The organism is Psychromonas sp. SR45-3 (genome assembly GCF_014163575.1).
In the GTDB taxonomy this organism is placed as follows: domain Bacteria; phylum Pseudomonadota; class Gammaproteobacteria; order Enterobacterales; family Psychromonadaceae; genus Psychromonas; species Psychromonas arctica.
Window position 1 is genome coordinate 20,967 of the sequence record NZ_JACJDP010000030.1, and the last position, 18,176, is coordinate 39,142.

Annotated in this window: 12 protein-coding genes; 6 read left to right on the forward strand and 6 right to left on the reverse strand. The window is 38.2% G+C overall.

The annotated features are described in order from the left end of the window. Positions 1-66 precede the first annotated feature (66 nt). Genes H5084_RS14440 through H5084_RS14455 form a run of 4 tightly spaced genes read right to left on the reverse strand, consistent with a single transcriptional unit; the run spans position 67 to position 4,843 of the window. A complete protein-coding gene (locus H5084_RS14440) occupies positions 67-1,095 on the reverse strand; it encodes an ABC transporter permease (RefSeq protein ID WP_259396820.1) in 1,029 nt (342 codons plus the stop codon). Next, entirely contained in the window at positions 1,092-2,618 is a 1,527-nt protein-coding gene (locus H5084_RS14445; protein ID WP_182691036.1) for a sugar ABC transporter ATP-binding protein, read from the reverse strand. Before H5084_RS14445 ends, H5084_RS14440 begins: the two co-directional genes overlap by 4 nt. Continuing rightward, positions 2,611-3,771, reverse strand: coding sequence for a Gfo/Idh/MocA family protein (locus H5084_RS14450; protein WP_182691038.1), 1,161 nt, complete (start codon positions 3,769-3,771; stop codon positions 2,611-2,613). Before H5084_RS14450 ends, H5084_RS14445 begins: the two co-directional genes overlap by 8 nt. Before the next feature lie 13 nt (positions 3,772-3,784). Then, positions 3,785-4,843, reverse strand: a complete 1,059-nt coding sequence (locus H5084_RS14455; protein WP_182691040.1) for a sugar phosphate isomerase/epimerase — start codon at positions 4,841-4,843, stop codon at positions 3,785-3,787. 272 nt (positions 4,844-5,115) lie between these two features. Here H5084_RS14455 and H5084_RS14460 point away from each other — a divergent pair, with 272 nt between their 5' ends. The 4 genes from H5084_RS14460 to H5084_RS14475 all read left to right on the forward strand — a co-directional run bounded on the left by H5084_RS14460 (position 5,116) and on the right by H5084_RS14475 (position 10,482). Further along, entirely contained in the window at positions 5,116-6,108 is a 993-nt protein-coding gene (locus H5084_RS14460; RefSeq protein ID WP_182691042.1) for a LacI family DNA-binding transcriptional regulator, read from the forward strand. A 632-nt stretch (positions 6,109-6,740) separates the two neighbouring features. Further along, positions 6,741-7,733, forward strand: coding sequence for a D-xylose ABC transporter substrate-binding protein (xylF, locus tag H5084_RS14465; protein WP_182691043.1), 993 nt, complete (start codon positions 6,741-6,743; stop codon positions 7,731-7,733). Between the two features lie 53 nt (positions 7,734-7,786). Continuing rightward, the gene (locus tag H5084_RS14470; RefSeq protein ID WP_166373060.1) at positions 7,787-9,310 is read left to right on the forward strand and encodes a xylose ABC transporter ATP-binding protein; all 1,524 of its coding nucleotides are present in this window, start codon (positions 7,787-7,789) and stop codon (positions 9,308-9,310) included. Continuing rightward, a complete protein-coding gene (locus tag H5084_RS14475; RefSeq protein WP_182691045.1) occupies positions 9,307-10,482 on the forward strand; it encodes a sugar ABC transporter permease in 1,176 nt (391 codons plus the stop codon). Before H5084_RS14470 ends, H5084_RS14475 begins: the two co-directional genes overlap by 4 nt. A gap of 658 nt (positions 10,483-11,140) precedes the next feature. Here H5084_RS14475 and xylB read toward each other — a convergent pair. Beyond that, positions 11,141-12,592 carry a xylulokinase gene (gene xylB / locus H5084_RS14480; protein ID WP_182691047.1) on the reverse strand — a complete coding sequence of 484 codons (1,452 nt, stop codon included), beginning with the start codon at positions 12,590-12,592 and terminating at the stop codon, positions 11,141-11,143. Positions 12,593-12,967: 375 nt separating this feature from the next. Here xylB and H5084_RS14485 point away from each other — a divergent pair, with 375 nt between their 5' ends. Both H5084_RS14485 and xylA read left to right on the forward strand, forming a co-directional pair. Continuing rightward, the gene (locus H5084_RS14485) at positions 12,968-14,185 is read left to right on the forward strand and encodes a DNA-binding transcriptional regulator (protein ID WP_182691049.1); all 1,218 of its coding nucleotides are present in this window, start codon (positions 12,968-12,970) and stop codon (positions 14,183-14,185) included. Between the two features lie 223 nt (positions 14,186-14,408). Next, on the forward strand, positions 14,409-15,728 hold the full coding sequence (gene xylA, locus H5084_RS14490) for a xylose isomerase (RefSeq protein ID WP_182691051.1): 1,320 nt from the start codon (positions 14,409-14,411) through the stop codon (positions 15,726-15,728). A 277-nt stretch (positions 15,729-16,005) separates the two neighbouring features. Here the strand turns inward: xylA and metG are convergent, their stop codons facing one another. Beyond that, on the reverse strand, positions 16,006-18,066 hold the full coding sequence (gene metG / locus H5084_RS14495) for a methionine--tRNA ligase (protein WP_182691053.1): 2,061 nt from the start codon (positions 18,064-18,066) through the stop codon (positions 16,006-16,008). Positions 18,067-18,176 lie beyond the last annotated feature (110 nt).

The window sequence follows — 18,176 nt, forward strand, 5'->3', positions numbered from 1 at the left end:
TAATTGCTTTTAAAAAAGATTTCTTAAAAGCGAACTATTAAAAAAACAGTGTTTTAAAATGTAAATTTATTGTGCTCGTTTGTATTGCATCAAAACGGCTATTAAGATCACAAAGCCTTTTACCGCACCTTGTAAGTAGGGGGAAACACCCGAAAGGTTAAGCATGTTATTGATTATCCCTAAAATAATCGCGCCGATAACCGTACCCCAAATAGTGCCTTTTCCGCCGGATAGTGCTGTACCACCGATAACGACCGCAGCAATCGCATCTAACTCGTAAAATAGGCCCGCATCACCGGGGCTGATAGAGTTGAGGCGAGATGACAACATCACTGCAGATATACCAACGGTAAAACCTAAAATAATAAAACTTAAAAAATAGACTTTTGATACATTAATGGCAGAATAACTGGCCACTTTTGGATTAGAACCGACGGCACAAAGGTGTCGTCCATAGGCGGTATGACGAAGTAATATATGGCCAATAATTGCTAGAATGAGGAATACCCATACTGGCACGGGTAAACCAAGAAAATATCCTGTTCCAACGTCTGAATAGAGATTGTTTCGCGATACCATTTCTCCGGCATCACTGATGTATAATGTAAAAGAACGGAAAATAGACATGGTTGCTAACGTGGCTACAAAGGCGGTTATTTTTCCTTTTGTAGTTAACCAACCATTAATTGCACCAAAAAATGCACCTAATGCCATTGCAGCACTAATTGCAATCATCACTGCCATCCACCCATCGCCAAGATGGTTTAGGATCATAATCACTAGCACCCCAACTAATGCCAACATTGAGCCAACAGAGAGGTCAATTCCTCCGGCAATGATCAAAAAGGTCATACCCAACGCAATGATGCCTGTATAGGATACTTGTCTTAACACATTGGTTAAGTTCCGCGGAATTAAAAAATGATCACTCACCATTGCGCTGAGAATCAATAAAACAATCAGTGCAATTAGAGGAGCCATACTGGTTAAACTAATTGACTTTATCCACCTAGATAAAGCAGATGGTTGTATTGCTGTTTCACTTACAATTTTATTGGTCATTTTATTTTTTCCTAATTCAGTTGTTTCGCTCATAATATTGGTTCCATTCGAGGTGTTTTGTCATTAACGCCCGCGGCTAAAAACATTATTTTTTGCTCTTCAATCTCTTTGCCTACTAACTCTCCGGCAATTTTTCCTTCTCGAATGACTAAAATACGATGTGACAGACCGATCAATTCCTCCATCTCAGATGAAATGATAATTACGGCTTTGCCTTGTTCGGTTAAGGAGTGGATAAAATGATAAATGTCTTTTTTGGTATTAATGTCTACCCCACGAGTGGGCTCATCTAAAATCAAAATTTCAGGATCTGTATCCATCCATTTTGCGAGGTAAACTTTTTGCTGATTGCCACCGCTTAAATATTGTAATTCGCTATCTAAAGAAGGGGCCTTAATGGCAAACTGTTCACTATATCGAGCGGCAGACTCTGTGGTTTTTTTATGTTGAATAAATCCTTTGATATATTTTTTCAAAGAAATCAAACTAATATTTTCTGGCAGGTTAAAATTCATAATTAAACCACTGCCTTGTCTATCTTCGCTGAGGTAAGCAAGTCCATGTTTTACAGCGTCTTTAGCGGCATGAATGGTGACATCTTGGTTAAATATTTTTACCTTACCACTATTTTTTTTACGCAAGCCCATAATCGCTTCCGCCATTTCAGTTCGACCACTTCCAATCAAACCTGCAAAACCTAAAATTTCACCACGATGTACTTTAAATTCAATATTATGAAGTAGGTTGTTAATACTAAGTTGTTCAACTTGCAACGCTATTTCGGTGCTGGCTTGTGAATGCTCAGGAAAAATTTGATTAAGCTCTCGCCCAACCATTTTAGAGGCCATTTCTTGCTCATTTAGGCCTGCTACCGGCTCAATTGAAACTAAATGCCCATCTCGTAAAATCATTAATCGGTCGCACAACAATTTCACTTCTTTTAGCTTATGAGAAATAAATACAATGGTGACACCTTGCGCTTTAAGCTTGTCAATTAGCCTAAATAATACCGCCACCTCTTGGTTGGTTAATACAGTGGTTGGTTCATCCATGATCAAAATACGCACGTCGTGTACCAAGGCTTTAGCTATTTCAACCATCTGCTTCTCAGCAACACTTAATGTCTCAATTAAAGCGTCGGGATCTAAATGGGTTTCAAGTTGATTAAGTAATGCTTGGGTACGTTCGCGCATTTTATTTTTATCAAGAAAACGGCCTTGTTTCAGTTCTTGTCCAAGAAATACATTTTCAAAAACATTGAGAGTGGAAACAAGGTTAAATTCTTGTGGGATCATCGCAATCCCATATTTTTTAGCAACAGCAGGATTTTTAATATGTATCTGTTTTTGATCAAGGTACACGCTACCCGATGTAGCTTGATGTAAACCACTAATCACTTTAAGTAACGTTGATTTACCCGCACCATTTTCACCAAGAATACCCAATACTTCGCCACTATTAATTGTCACGTCTATACCATGTAAAACTTGTACTCCTGAAAATGACTTACGGATATTTTCTAGGCGTAAGATGGGTTCATTCAGCGTTTTATTCATTTACTGGCTCCATTGCAATCCATTTGCCATCTTGCTCAGATGATGTAATAACCGCTTCAATGAAACGCAAACCTTCCACACCTTCCTGAGTACCAGGCAGTAAACTCGCTTGTTGTAATTGCATGGTATTTTCACCAGCAAGCTGAGCGAGAATGAGGTCTGCAGCTTCATAATAAATATTAGCAAAACCCTCAAGATAACCTTCTGGATGGCCACCTGGCGTACGTACTAAATGAGGAGCACCAGTATAGGCGGCTCCTGCTCTGGTAATTATTTGTTTAGCACCGCCAAGTGGGCTAAATAACAATTGGTTTGGATTTTCCTGTGCCCATTCAATGCCAGCTTTTTCGCCATAAATACGAATTCTGAGTCCATTTTCATTACCAGGTGCAACCTGTGAAGACCACAACATACCTTTTACATTTTTTTCAAAACGCAGCATTGCATTTACGTTATCGTCTAGTTTTCTACCCTCAACAAAGGTATTTAAATCCGCGCTTACTTGATTCAGTTTTAAACCACTAATAAAGGAGGCTAAATTAAAAGCATGGGTCGCAATATCGCCTAAACAACCACCAGGGCCATTACGTTTAGGGTCGCTTCTCCACTCTGCTTGTTTATTTCCTTCTAATTCAGTCGCTGTTGATAACCAGTCTTGGACGTATTCAACCTGTACTAAGCGTAACGGACCAAGCGCTCCATCAGTCACTAACTGTTTAGCTTGACGCACCAATGGGTAAGCACTGTAGTTATGAGTTAATACAAATATGCAGCCACTTTGTTGTGCAATTTCGTGTAAACTCAGTGCTTCTTCTAATGTGCAGGTCATTGGTTTATCACAAATGACATTTATGCCTGCGGCTAAAAAACTTTTTGCGATAGGGTAGTGCAAAAAATTGGGAGTCACGATGGCGACTGCATTGATACCATCTTCTCTTTGGCTTTCTTGCTCGACCATCTGTGTGTATGACGTGTAAGCTCTGTCTTCTTTAATATTTAATTCTTTGGCTGATTGTTTGGCCGTTTCTGGATTTGAACTTAATGCACCAGCAACTAATTCAAAGCGATCATCTATTCTTGCTGCAATACGATGCACTGCACCAATAAATGCACCTGTGCCGCCACCGACCATACCTAATTTTAAGCGTTTCATGTTGACCTCTTCTTTATTGCGTTAAACCAAGAATGCGTGAATTCATTTCTGTATCAGGCTCACTACCTGCAAAGTCATCAAAAGCTTTATCGGTAACAGTGATCATTTTACTTTTCACAAACTCAACGCCTTGCTGTGCACCTACCTCTGGATGTTTTAAGCAACACTCCCATTCAACAACTGCCCATCCTGAGAAGTTATATTGCGCTAACTTTGAAAAAATGGCTGAGAAATCAACTTGCCCATCTCCTAAAGAGCGAAAACGTCCAGCACGTTCAACCCAACTTTGGAAACCACCGTAAACTCCCTGTTGTGCTGTAGGGTTAAACTCAGCATCTTTTACATGGAACATACGAATTCGTTCGTGGTATTTATCAATAAAGGAAAGGTAATCAAGTTGTTGCAGTACAAAATGGCTTGGGTCATACAAAATACTAGCGCGAGGATGTTGATCAACAACATTTAAGAACATCTCGAAACTGATACCGTCATGTAGGTCTTCACCCGGGTGTATTTCGTAACAAAGGTCAACACCAGCTTGATCAAACGCATCTAAAATAGGTAACCAGCGTTCTCCTAGCGCTTTAAAGCCAGTTTCAATTAACCCTTCTGGGCGTTGTGGCCAGGGGTATATATAAGGCCATAGCAATGATCCTGAAAAAGTGGCATGTGCTGTTAATCCCAAGTTTTTAGAGGCTTTTGCAGCAAGCATTAATTGCTCCACCGCCCATTTTTGACGAGCAACCGGATCGCCATGAAACTGGGTCGGTGCAAAGCTATCAAAAATTTCATCGTAAGCTGGATGTACAGCAACCAATTGACCTTGAACATGGGTCGATAATTCAGTTATTTGAAGTTCAAGCCCAGCTAATAAATCTTGTATTTGTTGGCAGTAAGCAAGATCATTTGCAGCTCTTTCAAGGTCAAATAAGCGTTTATCCCAAGTGGGTATTTGTAAACCCTTATAACCAATACCACTTGCCCAAGTCGCAATGTTTTCTAGGTTATTAAAAGGGGCTTGGTCTGATACAAATTGCGCTAAAAACAAAGCTGGGCCTTGGATTGTTTTCATGTTGTCACTCCTTGTTATTAATGTAATCGATTACATTTTTTGTTGAATTAATGTAACGAAAACTATATTGCTTGTACAAAAAACAGTCTGTAAAATTTGAGGTTGAATCGGTTTATTTAAAAAACATATTATTTATCAGTGGTTTATTTTTATTGTTTTTTGGTTTTAGCTTTGTGATAGTTTTTGAGGTAATATTTGTCCGTTACAATTAATGTAACAAAAGAATGTTTTTTGTTTTTTGTACCTTTAAAAAATTCTACCTAAGGGCTTTTATGGCAAATGTAAAAGATGTCGCTAAACTTGCTGGAGTATCAACCGCAACGGTTTCCCGTGCGATGACACATCCTGAAAAAGTATCAGAAAAAACAAGAAAAAAAGTACAATCAGCAATGCTTGAATGTGGATTCTCACCCAATGTTAGTGCTAGAAATTTAAGGCGTTGTGAATCTAAAACAGTGATCGTGATCCTGCCTGATATTGCTAACCAGTTTTTTGCTGACATTGTTCGAGGCATTCAAATTATTGCCAAAAAGAATGACTATAAAGTATTACTTGGGGATTCAGTGCATGCCGTAGAGCAAGCAAATGCGTATATCGATTTAGTTAAAACCAAACAAGCTGATGGCATTATTTCGTTAACGTCTGAACTACCTGAAGAAGTAAAAGAAGGGATTAACATTCCTATTGTTATGGCCTGTGAATATTTTGATAATTTTCCGGTCCCCACCGTTAGAGTAGACAATTACACTGCATCAAAAAATGCAATAGATTATTTATTGGATATTGGGCATAAACGCATTGCTTGCATAACAGGGCCAATGGACAATCCGATTTGTGTTGCCCGTAAAAATGGCTACCGACAAAGTTTAGAAAATGCTTCACTTGAACTCGACGAATTAGCCATTGATAGTGGGGATTTTAGTTTTCACTCGGGTTACAGCGCATTTCATCGTTTATATAAACAATATAAAATGACCGCTTTATTTTGTTTTAATGACATGATGGCATTGGGCGCAATGCGTGCTGCTTTTGAAGTCGGATTGAACGTACCGGAAAAACTGTCGATTATCGGTTTTGATGATCTGCCTTTTGCCCAATATACAACGCCTCAATTAACGACGATACAGCAACCACAGTTGCAAATAGGAAAAACAGCAATGCAAACCCTATTGCATGTGCTATTTGATGAGAAAGCAGCCCAAGATACAATATTACCAACACAACTGTTAGTACGAAGTAGTACTGCATCCTATAGCGAAAAATAATACTTTCGACTTATCTATTATTAAAAAGTAACGCCTAAAGCTTTACTTTTTGAGCCTTCTTTTAAAACTTCTTTCTCGTTTATTTTTTTGCTCTGCGTTGACATCATTCTGTTTCATATACTCAGCTTTCTTATCAATTAATATTAGTTTAGAGGCGAAAGCATTAACTTTGTGATGTGTCTCTCAGCGCTTTAATTGATTGAAAAATGCCTTGCATGCTTACGATCACAGTTAATTGAAAAAACAAAAAATGACAAAGAGATTATGAAATTACTGAAAAGATTTCCTTTAATTCTAACGTTAATGTCTAACCATTCACTGAATGTGAATATACCCGTTACTAATCGAGATGCTTTATTCAGTCGTTAGTTCGGACAGCAAGGCAAGACGCAACATGATGACAATGGCTAGTCCTTATCGAATGTTGCAACGCTGAATTGCTTTTCGAACTAACGACCCGTAGGGCAAGTTGTGAGGCAAGTATCTTCGTTGTTAGAAAGTATTGATTGAACTAGTTAGATCTTCAACTTTCTGCCTAGAAGCTACTCACCTCACAACCTGCTGAACTTTGCATCTTGATTGGTAACGGGTATACACCTTAACAAAAAATTACATTATTAAAGGACATTATAATGAAAAAATTCATAACCCTACTATGCGTAGTTTTGATGACAATTAGCACTCCTATTTTTGCTAAATCTTTAAAAATAGGGATGGTAATTGATGACCTTAGATTGGAACGTTGGCAGAAAGATAGAGATATCTTTGTTGCAGCTGCAGAAAAACAAGGCGCTAAAGTTTATGTTCAATCTGCTAACGGAAACGAACAAACTCAAATATCTCAAATCGAAAATATGATTTCACGAGGCGTTGATGTACTAGTGATTATTCCTACAAACGGTGAGGTGCTTTCTAACGTAATCAAAGAAGCTAAAATTGATGGGATCAAAGTACTTGCTTATGATCGCTTGATTAGCAATGCGGATATCGATTTTTACTTGTCATTTGATAATGAAATTGTAGGTGAAATGCAAGCAACAGCGATGGTTGCAGCGAAACCTTCAGGTCGTTATTTCTTAATGGGTGGCGCGCCAACCGATAGTAATGCGAAACTGTTCCGTAAAGGACAAATGAACATTCTTCAACCTAAAATCGATGCTGGTGATATCGAAGTTGTTGGTGATCAATGGGTTAATTATTGGTTAGCAGAAAACGCATTAAAAATAATGGAAAATGCATTAACTGCGAACAACAACAACATCGATGTAGTGGTTGCATCAAACGACGCAACAGCAGGCGGTGCAATTCAAGCACTTGAAGCACAAGGTCTTGCAGGCAAAGTTGCAATTTCAGGTCAAGATGCCGATCTAGCTGCTATACGTCGTATTATCGCTGGTACACAGACGATGACTGTTTATAAACCTATCGTAGCATTAGCAACACATGCGGCTGAGATTGCTGTTGTTTTAGGTAACGGGAAAGAACCTGAAAAAAATGCAGAGTTAAATAATGGCATGAAAGATGTCCCTTCATGGTTATTAAGTCCAATTGCGGTTGATGCTAAAAACATTAAAGAAACTATCGTTGCAGATGGCTTCCATTCTGAAAAAGACGTTTACCAATAAGAATTTGTCAGCGCTAAGCATCAGTTTAGCGCTACTTATAAGGAGTGATTTTTATGCATCCATTATTGGAAATGAACAATATCGTTAAATGTTTTGGTCCTGTTAAAGCGTTAGATGGCGTCAGTATCAGCTTAAATAAAGGCGAAGTTTTATCTTTATGCGGAGAGAATGGTTCTGGCAAGTCTACATTAATGAAAGTACTTTGTGGTATTTACCCTCATGGCTCATATGAAGGTGAAATTATTTATAAAGGTAAAAAATTAGAACCTAGAAATATCTCTGACACTGAACAATTAGGTATTGGCATTATTCATCAGGAACTCACTTTAGTTAAAGAATTAAGTATTCTTGAAAACCTATTTCTTGGCTCTGAATTATGTAAATTTGGCATTATGGATTTTGAGTTAATGCATTATGAAGCCGAAATATTACTTAAAAAAGTAAGACTCTCTGTTTCCCCAGAAACCAAAGTGGGTGACTTAGGTGTTGGTCAACAACAATTAGTAGAAATAGCAAAGGCATTGTCTAAAAATGCCAAATTATTAGTGTTAGACGAGCCTACTGCTCCTTTAACTGAATCTGAAACAGAAATTTTATTAAATCTGGTCACCGAGTTACGAGACTCTGGCGTGAGCTGTATTTATATCTCTCATAAGCTAAGTGAAGTGAAGAATATTTCAGACAAAATATGTGTCATTCGAGACGGTGTTCCTATTGGTACACGGGAAGCGGCGGATATGACAACCGACGATATTGTGACAATGATGGTTGGTCGAGAAATGAAGCAACTATTCCCACGTGAAGAGCATGATATTGGAGAGGTTATTCTCGAAGTTAAAAATGTTAATGCATGGGATAAAGCTAATTCAGCGATACCAAAAGTAAGAAATGCCAGTTTTGAACTACGTAAAGGAGAAATCCTCGGGGTTTCAGGTTTAGTTGGTGCCGGCCGTACAGAGTTAATGGAATGTTTGTATGGTTGTTATCAAGGTAAACACGAAGGGAAATATTTTTTAAATGGCCAAGAAATTAAAACAGCAAGTAGTCGAGATGCTTTAGTTGCTGGCATTGCAATGGTACCGGAAGATCGCAAACGCAACGGTATTGTACCTATTATGTCTGTTGGTAAAAATATGTCACTTGCTGCTCTTGATCAGTTTACATCAGCAGGAATAGTAAATGATACGTTGGAAGCAAATAAGGTTGCAGATAGCGCAAAAAGACTAACGGTAAAAACACCCAATACAGAAATACCGATTAGTAGTTTATCCGGTGGTAACCAACAAAAAGCCATTTTGGCTAGATTTTTAATGGTTACCCCAAGTATTTTAATATTAGATGAACCAACACGTGGTATCGACGTGGGCGCCAAATATGAAATTTATAAACTCATGTTTGAACTAGTAAAAACCGGTTTGAGTATCATTATGGTTTCATCAGAACTGCCAGAAGTACTTGGTATCAGTGACCGTGTTTTAGTGATGCATGAAGGCATCATTAAAGGGAACTTAGTCAATGAGAACTTATCCCAAGAAATAATCATGAATTGTGCGTTATCCGAAGGAGTTGTAGCATGATAAAGCAAGCAAATGACACTAAAAACACTGCAGGTGTAAGTATTAAAGATAGGTTTAAAAATGTAAATATACAGCTAGTTGTGATGGCCGCAGCGATTGTCTTTATTATGCTATTTTTTAGTATTATGACTGAGTGGAGTTATTTAACGCCAAGAAATATCTCTAACCTGTTAAGACAAACTGCAATTACAGGTATCTTAGCGATTGGAATGGTCTTTATTATTATTAGTGGTGAGATTGATTTATCTGTTGGTTCTCTCATGGGGTTATTAGGAGGGATTGCCGCCATTTTAGATGTATGGTTTGGTTTGCCATTGCCACTAACTATTATTATTACGTTATTTGCTGGTGTTGTATTAGGCGCGTGGAATGGCTGGTGGGTTGCGTACAGAAAAGTACCTTCCTTCATTGTTACACTAGCAGGTTACTTAGCGTTTCGTGGTATTTTGATTGGCATCACAGACGGTACAACCGTTGCGCCTATATCGGATGATATGAGTGTAATTGGTCAGAGTTACTTACCAGATATGGTCAGTTTAATGATCGGTGTAGGTTGTTTAGCTGGATATTTTGGATGGCAGAAAAAACGTAATGGTTTACGCAAAAAATATCAATTATCTGTACCTAGCACTCAAAGCGCATTAACAAAAAACACCTTAATTGCAGTGGCAGTATTAGTCGCAATTGTTTTACTTAATGATTATCGTGGTGTGCCTACACCAGTTTTATTACTTATATTTTTTGCTTTGGTGGGTACTTTTATCGCGGCTAAATCTCGGTTTGGACGCAGAATCTATGCGATTGGTGGCAATATTGAGGCGAGTCGTTTATCCGGTATTAATGTAGAAAAAACTAAATTATCTGTTTATGCAATGAATGGGTTTTTAGTGGCGATATCTGCTTTGATTCTGAGTTCTCGTTTAGGTGCTGGTTCTCCATCTGCAGGTAATATAGCTGAGCTAGATGCAATTGCTGCTTGTGTTATTGGTGGTGCAAGTATGGCTGGTGGCGTAGGTACTGTTATCGGTGCGGTGATTGGCGCCTTTATCATGGCATCGCTGGATAATGGGATGAGTATGATGGATGTCCCTACTTTTTGGCAATACATAGTAAAAGGTGGGGTATTGTTATTAGCTGTTTGGATGGATAGTGCAAGTAAGCATAGAGGTTAGGATTTAACCAAAGCACTATTTTTTTTCAAGCCCAAGGTAGTAATCACTTTGGGCTTTTTTGTATCAATCATTTATTGGAGCGCAATGATTAACTATAGTGATTAATTGCAGTGTCTAACTACAAGATTTAACTAAAGTATTTAAGTACAGTGATTAATAAGGCTTGAAATGTTTAGTTGTTGTGGATCTTTGCTGTTTAGAATGAATTCTCCCTAATAAATTTTGACTTATTATGCGAATATAGATTTTTAATCAATATGTTACAATGAAAAAAAGATGAGCTTAACCTTCCCTAAACAGTCATTAATTCAGCGAAAATAACATTCAAAGGGCAGCTGATCCTAGACTATTAATACCATAATTATGCCACTCAAATCATTGCTTAGATTCAAATCATAAATGTATTACTCAAGATGTTAAAAAAATTTAGTTCAGCCGTGACCCTATTCTGGAGATGTAGAATAAGCTATTGTGAAACTAACCAGTGTCATCACTTGAGAGATTGTTGGTATTGGCTCGTATTTATTGTACTGCGCGACAATTCACTACAAAGAACTACAAATACGGGGATTAAAAAGGAACATTCAGATGCAACAATACCAGTAAGCTATTACTGGCATTGTTGATAAGGTGGGTATTGGTTTATGGTTATTCTAATTTAAAAAAGATCTTTTAATTGCACATACAGCTTTTGAAATTTTTCACGTTTACCGCCATAGGCGAGGTGTTTGTTACTATCAGGTAAGTGCATTTGAACTAATGATGGTACAGGACATATTTCTGATACTGTTTTATCTTTTGTTACCCCTAAATGAGCAAGGCGTGCAGCACCTAAAGCGGGACCCACTTCTCCACCAGAACGATAAGCTAATTTTCTATTAAATATATCAGCTAACATTTGACGCCAATAAGCACTTTGAGCGCCACCGCCGATAAGTGATATTTCCTCAGGATCAACACCTGTGGCATGTAAAGCATCAAGACCGTCTGCTAAAGCAAAAGCAACGCCCTCTAGCACTGCTTTACCTAACTCCGCTCTTTTAGTTTCATGTGTCATGCCAAAGAACACACCTTTAGCATTCGCATTATTATGTGGCGTCCGCTCACCGGATAAATAAGGTAAAAATATCACTTCTGATGTTGGATTTGCGGAGTTTTCGACTTCTGTTAATAGGCTTGCAACATCGGCTGCTCCTGTTAATTCAGCAACCCAGTTTAAGCAAGATGCCGCACTTAAAATAACTGACATAGAGTGCCAAGTAGAAGGCAATGCATGACAAAAACTATGTAATGCAGACTCTGGGTTGGGTGTAAAACCATTTGTAACAGCGAAATAAACGCCAGAAGTTCCTAATGACAACATAGCTTGTCCAGGTTTGATGATACCAACACCTATTGCACCTGCTGCATTATCGCCTGCACCAGCTACAACAGGAACGTTGCCCATTCCCCATCGCTGAGCAATCGCTGCTGACAAATGACCGGTCACTTGGTTTCCTTCAAATAAGGTGGGCATGTTGTCACGAGATAGCCCTGTTGCCGCAAGCAATTGATCATCCCAATCTCTTTTACCTACATTTAACCACATGGTACCGGCAGCGTCTGACATGTCAGAGACAAAATCACCGGTTAATCGGAAGTTTAAGTAATCTTTAGGTAATAATACTTTAGCAATCTTTAAAAAACAGTCTGGTTCATGCTTTTTAACCCATTTTAGTTTTGGAGCCGTGAAACCTGGCATCATAATATTGCCTGTAATGTCGCGACTGTTGGGCACCAGTTGTTCGAGTTCAATACATTCTTTTTCAGAGCGTCCATCATTCCATAAAATAGCAGGTCTTAGGATGTTTGAATCTTTGTCTAATAATGTTGCACCGTGCATTTGTCCGGCAATCCCCATACTTTGCACCTTTGATAAATCATTATCTTGCCCTAGCGCTTTCATTGCTTGGTCTGTTGCCGTCCACCAAGATTCTGGATCTTGTTCTGACCACAAAGGAAAGGGACGTAAAACTGAAATAGCGACTGATTTTGTATCTAAAATAACACCATCTACATCGAGTAAAATGACTTTTACACCTGATGTTCCAAGATCTATACCAATGAACATGTAATATTCCTTTTATGAATAAAGAATGAGGGTTAATTCGATTTATTTGACCGCTTATTTAAGTCTACGACAATCAATGGGGTTATTTTGACGCTTATTATTTACGTCAACAATTATGATTTTTAATAGTGCCCTTCACTGATTTGGTGATTGAGTGATAGCTCACAAATTACAGCGCTAATGATACTGTTTAAAGAGAGGTATGGTAAAACTCTACGTTAGAGTAAAAAAAACACGACTGTATAAGTCATTGTCTTTATTGGCTTTAATTTTACTTAAAATGGTGAAAGCCCCTTAATATGTAATTAATAGGCAGCACTTTATTGTTATAAATACATGTTTTTATTGTGATACCCATTGATAGAGCTGAGTTTTATGAAAAAAAATTATCGAATTGCACTTTTATTTAATGCTAACAAAGCTTACGACCGTCAGGTTATTAAGGGGGTTGGCGAATACCTACAAGCGACGCAATGTGATTGGGATATTTTCTTTGAAGAAAATTTTTGTACAAATTTAGCTAAAATCAAAGATTGGGTTGGAGACGGCATTATTGCAGACTTGGATGATCCTGAAATTAAGTTACTTGTTTCTACTCTAAACATTCCGGTCGTAGGGGTAGGTGGTTCCTATGAAAATGAAAAAGACTACCCTAATGTGCCATATATCGGGACCGATAATAAAAATTTAGTTGAAACTGCCTTTTTACACTTAATGGATAAAGGGTTAGAAAATTTTGCCTTTTATAGTTTACCCGATGGGCCAACAAACCGTTGGGCTAGTGAAAGAGAAAAAGCCTTTAATGCTATGCTAACGAGAGAACATTATTCCGGCTCGATCTATAAAGGCAATAGAACAACAGCGGAAAACTGGCAATATGATATGAACCGTTTAGCGGATTGGTTACAACGTTTGCCAACACCTATCGGTATCATTGCGGTCACAGATGCACGAGCGAGACATTTATTACAGGTTTGTGAGCACTTGGAATTAATGGTGCCTGATAAGATTGCCATTATCGGAATTGATAATGAAGAGTTAACACGATACCTCACGAGAGTGTCGTTGAGTTCTGTTGGCCAAGGCTGCAAAGCCATGGGATATGCTGCTGCCAAAATGCTGCATCAAAAGTTATTAAAGCCGGTTGATGAAGCTTTATCAGCAAATAATCAAGCTGCTTCTACTGCGCAAGCTGTTCAACATCCAAGAATAATTATACCCGCGTCGAAAGTATTTGAACGCCAAAGCAGTGACTTTCAGGCGATCAATGATCCTTTGGTTATTAGAGCAATGCATTATATTCGTAATAATGCTTATAACGGCATTAAAGTTGATCAAGTATTAGATCACTTAAGAGTTTCTCGTTCAAATTTAGAATCTCGCTTTAAAGACGAAAGAGGGCACTCAGTACATCAAGAAATTCATAATGCTAAGCTGAAACGTGCTTGCCAATTACTCAACTCAACAACCATCGCCATTGCCGAGATCCCAGATTTATGCGGTTATCCATCGTTACAATATATGTATACCGTTTTCAAAAAAGATATCGAGATGACGCCTAAAGAATACCGTATGATAAATCTACTTGAGTAAAATGTTTAAGCAATACGCCTTATTGTTAACCTGTAATATTGATAATAGTTGGTTGTATTCACATAAATCAGCAAAAAATAAAAAAATAAGTGTGAGGTTTGCCACGTTAGTTAAATCAGTGAATAGAGCTAACAAATATCATAATTGAATGAATTGCAGAAAAAGAAAAAGATGAGGAGAGTTTAAATAACATCTTTCTTAATCAACCAATGGAATCATTATTATGACTGAATTTTTTAAAAGTGTCTCTCCAATCAAGTTTGAAGGTACAACCTCAACAAATCCACTCGCATTCCGCCACTACGATGCAGAAAAAATTATTCTTGGAAAACCAATGAAAGACCATTTACGTTTTGCCGCGTGTTACTGGCATAACTTTTGTTGGCCTGGTTCAGATGTTTTTGGTGCCGGTACCTTTGACAGACCTTGGCACAAACCAGGTAATGCAATGGACATGGCAAAAATGAAAGCAGATGCTGCTTTTGAATTCTTTAAAAAATTAAACGTACCCTATTACTGTTTCCACGATACTGATATTGCACCAGAGGGCAATTCGCTAAAAGAATATCAAAATAACTTTGCTGAAATGGTTGATGTACTAGAAGCGAAACAAGCTGAGACGGGGCTAAAACTTCTTTGGGGCACTGCAAATGCGTTCTCTAACCCACGTTATATGAACGGTGCTGCAACCAATCCAAACCCTGAAGTGTTTGCTTATGCCGCTACTCAAATATTTAATGCAATGGGAGCAACACAACGCCTAGGTGGTGATAACTATGTATTATGGGGAGGTAGAGAAGGTTACGAAACACTATTAAATACTGATTTGCGTCAAGAGCGTGAGCAGTTAGGCCGAATGATGCAAATGGTTGTTGAGCATAAACACAAAATAGGTTTTAAAGGTGCTATTTTAATCGAGCCAAAACCTCAAGAGCCAACTAAACATCAGTATGATTATGATACGGCAACTGTTTATGGTTTCTTAAAACAGTACGGGCTTGAAAATGAGATTAAAGTAAACATCGAAGCTAATCATGCCACGTTAGCAGGTCATAGCTTCCAACATGAAATTGCAACTGCGACATCATTAGGTTTATTTGGCTCAGTTGATGCTAACCGAGGTGACCCTCAACTAGGCTGGGATACTGACCAATTCCCAAATAGTGTTGAAGAAAATACGTTAGTTATGTACGAAATCCTTAAAGCGGGTGGTTTTACAACGGGTGGTTTCAACTTTGACTCTCGTGTACGTCGTCCATCAATTGACGGTGCTGACCTTTTCCATGGCCATATTGGTGGAATGGATGTAATGGCTGCATCATTAGAGCGCGCAGCGGGTATGATCGAAAATGATATTTTAGGTAAGAATATCGCTAATCGTTATGCTGGTTGGAATGACCAAATGGGCAAAGATATTTTAAGTGGTAAACTTTCACTTGCAGCATTAGCTGAGCATGCTGCTAAAAGTGATTTTCAACCAACACCGGTGTCTGGTGCTCAAGAATACTTAGAAAATGTGGTAAACGGTTTTGTTTTTAAATAATGAAGTTTGAAACCTTTTATTTAGTAAGAATGAATTAGCAATACTGGGTATTAGAAATACAGGTCTAGAAATGGTGAAGCTATAGCACTGAACTCAGAGGTGGTGAGTATAGACACAATGAACTTAACTCAGGAAATTGACGGGTAAAATATCACTTATAAAAAAGGCGCTACATCAGTTGCATAAACTGAATGTAGCGCCTTTTTATTTCCTAATGAATAAACTAATAAACTAATAAACTTAAATTGTTAATTTATTCAAAGGTTAGCAGTTTAAATTACATAATACGTTGGCCAGGTTTTGCACCTGAATCTGGGTTTAAAATATGAATATCTTCACCGCCAGGTCCTGCTGCTAATACCATACCTTCAGACAAACCAAACTTCATTTGACGTGGAGCAAGGTTAGCCACCATCACCGTTAATTTTCCTTCTAAATCTTCAGGGTTATAAGCTGATTTAATGCCAGCAAATACGGTACGTGTTTCACCGCCTAAGTCTAAGGTTAGTTTTAACAGTTTATTGGCTTTAGGCACATGTTCAGCTTTAGCAATTAAAGCAACACGTAAGTCCGTTTTAGCAAAAGTATCAAAATCAATCTCAGCGGCAATCGGCTCTTTATCTAGCTCACTTTGACTTGCGGCCTGTGTGGATTCTGCAGCTTTTTCTTTAGCAGCTGCATCGGCAGCAGCGCTTGCTTTAGATGATTCAACCATTGCTTCAACATGTTTAGGATCAATGCGTTGGAATAAGGCTTTAAACTTATTAATTTTATGGCCAGCTAATGGTGTTTGAATGCTGTCCCAAGTTAACGTTTCATCTAAAAATGCTTCACTACGCTCGGTTAGTTTTGGCATGATTGGTTTCAAATATGTCATTAACACACGGAATAAGTTAATACCCATTGAACAGATATCTTGCACTTCAACTTCTTTGCCTTCAACTTTAGCCAATGCCCACGGTGCTTTGTCATCAATGTATTTATTGGCAATATCAGCCAGTGCCATGATTTCACGAATAGCGCGAGCGAATTCACGGTTTTCAAATTGCGTTGCAATGGACTCACCGGCATCAACAAACTGTTGGTATAACTCTGGTTCAGACACTTCTTTAGAAAGTTGACCGTCGTATTTTTTAGCAATAAAGCCAGCTGTACGAGAAGCTAAGTTAACTAACTTATTCACCACGTCAGAGTTAACTCGTTGCGCAAAGTCTTCTAAATTAAAGTCTAAATCATCAACACGAGATGTTAGTTTTGCGGCGTAATAATAACGTAAACACTCAGGATCTAAGTTTTCAAGATAAGTACTTGCTTTGATGAAGGTGCCTTTTGATTTAGACATTTTCTCACCATTAACACTCACATAACCATGTACATTAACACCAGTTGGTTTACGGAAACCTGCACCTTCTAACATCGCTGGCCAGAATAAACCGTGGAAGTTGATGATGTCCTTACCAATGAAATGGTAAAGCTCAGCTGTGCTGTCTTTTTTCCAGTAATCGTCAAAGTTAAGACCATCGGTACGATCACACAAATTTTTAAAGCTACCCATGTAGCCGATAGGTGCATCTAGCCAAACATAAAAGAATTTACCCGGTGCATCTGGGATTTCAAAGCCAAAGTAAGGTGCATCACGTGTGATATCCCATGCTTTCAAGCCGCTCTCAAACCATTCACTTAATTTATTAGCCACTTCCGTTTGAAGCGCTCCCGATTTAGTCCATTCCACTAACATCTCTTGGAACTGTGGCGCATCAAAGAATAAATTTTCTGTATCTTTCATCACGGGTGTCGCATTAGAAACCACTGATTTTGGATTAATCATTTCAGCTGGGCTATACGTTGCACCACAAACATCACAGTTATCGCCGTACTGATCTTCTGCTTTACATTTTGGGCAAGTACCTTTTACAAAGCGGTCTGGTAAAAACATCTCTTTTTCAGGATCGTATAATTGCGAAACCACTTTTTTAGTGATGTAACCATTATCACGTAAAGCGAGGTACATCTGAGATGATAATGCTTTATTTTCTTCTGAATGTGTTGAATGGTAGTTATCAAAGCTGATGTTAAACCCTTCAAAATCTTTCTCATGATCAGCTTGTACTTGTGCAATTAATTGTTCAGGAGTGATACCCATTTCTTGCGCTTTCAGCATGATAGCCGTGCCGTGTGCATCATCAGCACAAACAAAATGAATATTATTACCGCGTAAGCGCTGGAAACGAACCCAGATGTCAGCTTGTACATGCTCAAGCATATGCCCTAAATGGATTGGACCATTAGCGTAGGGAAGGGCGCAAGTAACAAGGATATTACGATCTTGATTAGCCATTATATTTGATATTCCTTAAGTCTAAGCGGATTTTTTAAGCCAGTAATTCTACCCAAAAAACATTATAAATCCCACTCTTATCTAGGTTTCTTGTTTGCAATAGATATCAG

Coding starts and splice junctions, on each gene's coding strand:
- xylB (WP_182691047.1), bottom strand. CDS start 12,592: ATGTTCATTGGTATAGATCTTGGAACATCAGGTGTAAAAGTCATTTTA.
- H5084_RS14470 (WP_166373060.1), top strand. CDS start 7,787: ATGCATCCATTATTGGAAATGAACAATATCGTTAAATGTTTTGGTCCT.
- H5084_RS14475 (WP_182691045.1), top strand. CDS start 9,307: ATGATAAAGCAAGCAAATGACACTAAAAACACTGCAGGTGTAAGTATT.
- H5084_RS14485 (WP_182691049.1), top strand. CDS start 12,968: ATGAAAAAAAATTATCGAATTGCACTTTTATTTAATGCTAACAAAGCT.
- H5084_RS14440 (WP_259396820.1), bottom strand. CDS start 1,095: ATGAGCGAAACAACTGAATTAGGAAAAAATAAAATGACCAATAAAATT.
- xylA (WP_182691051.1), top strand. CDS start 14,409: ATGACTGAATTTTTTAAAAGTGTCTCTCCAATCAAGTTTGAAGGTACA.
- xylF (WP_182691043.1), top strand. CDS start 6,741: ATGAAAAAATTCATAACCCTACTATGCGTAGTTTTGATGACAATTAGC.
- metG (WP_182691053.1), bottom strand. CDS start 18,066: ATGGCTAATCAAGATCGTAATATCCTTGTTACTTGCGCCCTTCCCTAC.
- H5084_RS14445 (WP_182691036.1), bottom strand. CDS start 2,618: ATGAATAAAACGCTGAATGAACCCATCTTACGCCTAGAAAATATCCGT.
- H5084_RS14455 (WP_182691040.1), bottom strand. CDS start 4,843: ATGAAAACAATCCAAGGCCCAGCTTTGTTTTTAGCGCAATTTGTATCA.
- H5084_RS14450 (WP_182691038.1), bottom strand. CDS start 3,771: ATGAAACGCTTAAAATTAGGTATGGTCGGTGGCGGCACAGGTGCATTT.
- H5084_RS14460 (WP_182691042.1), top strand. CDS start 5,116: ATGGCAAATGTAAAAGATGTCGCTAAACTTGCTGGAGTATCAACCGCA.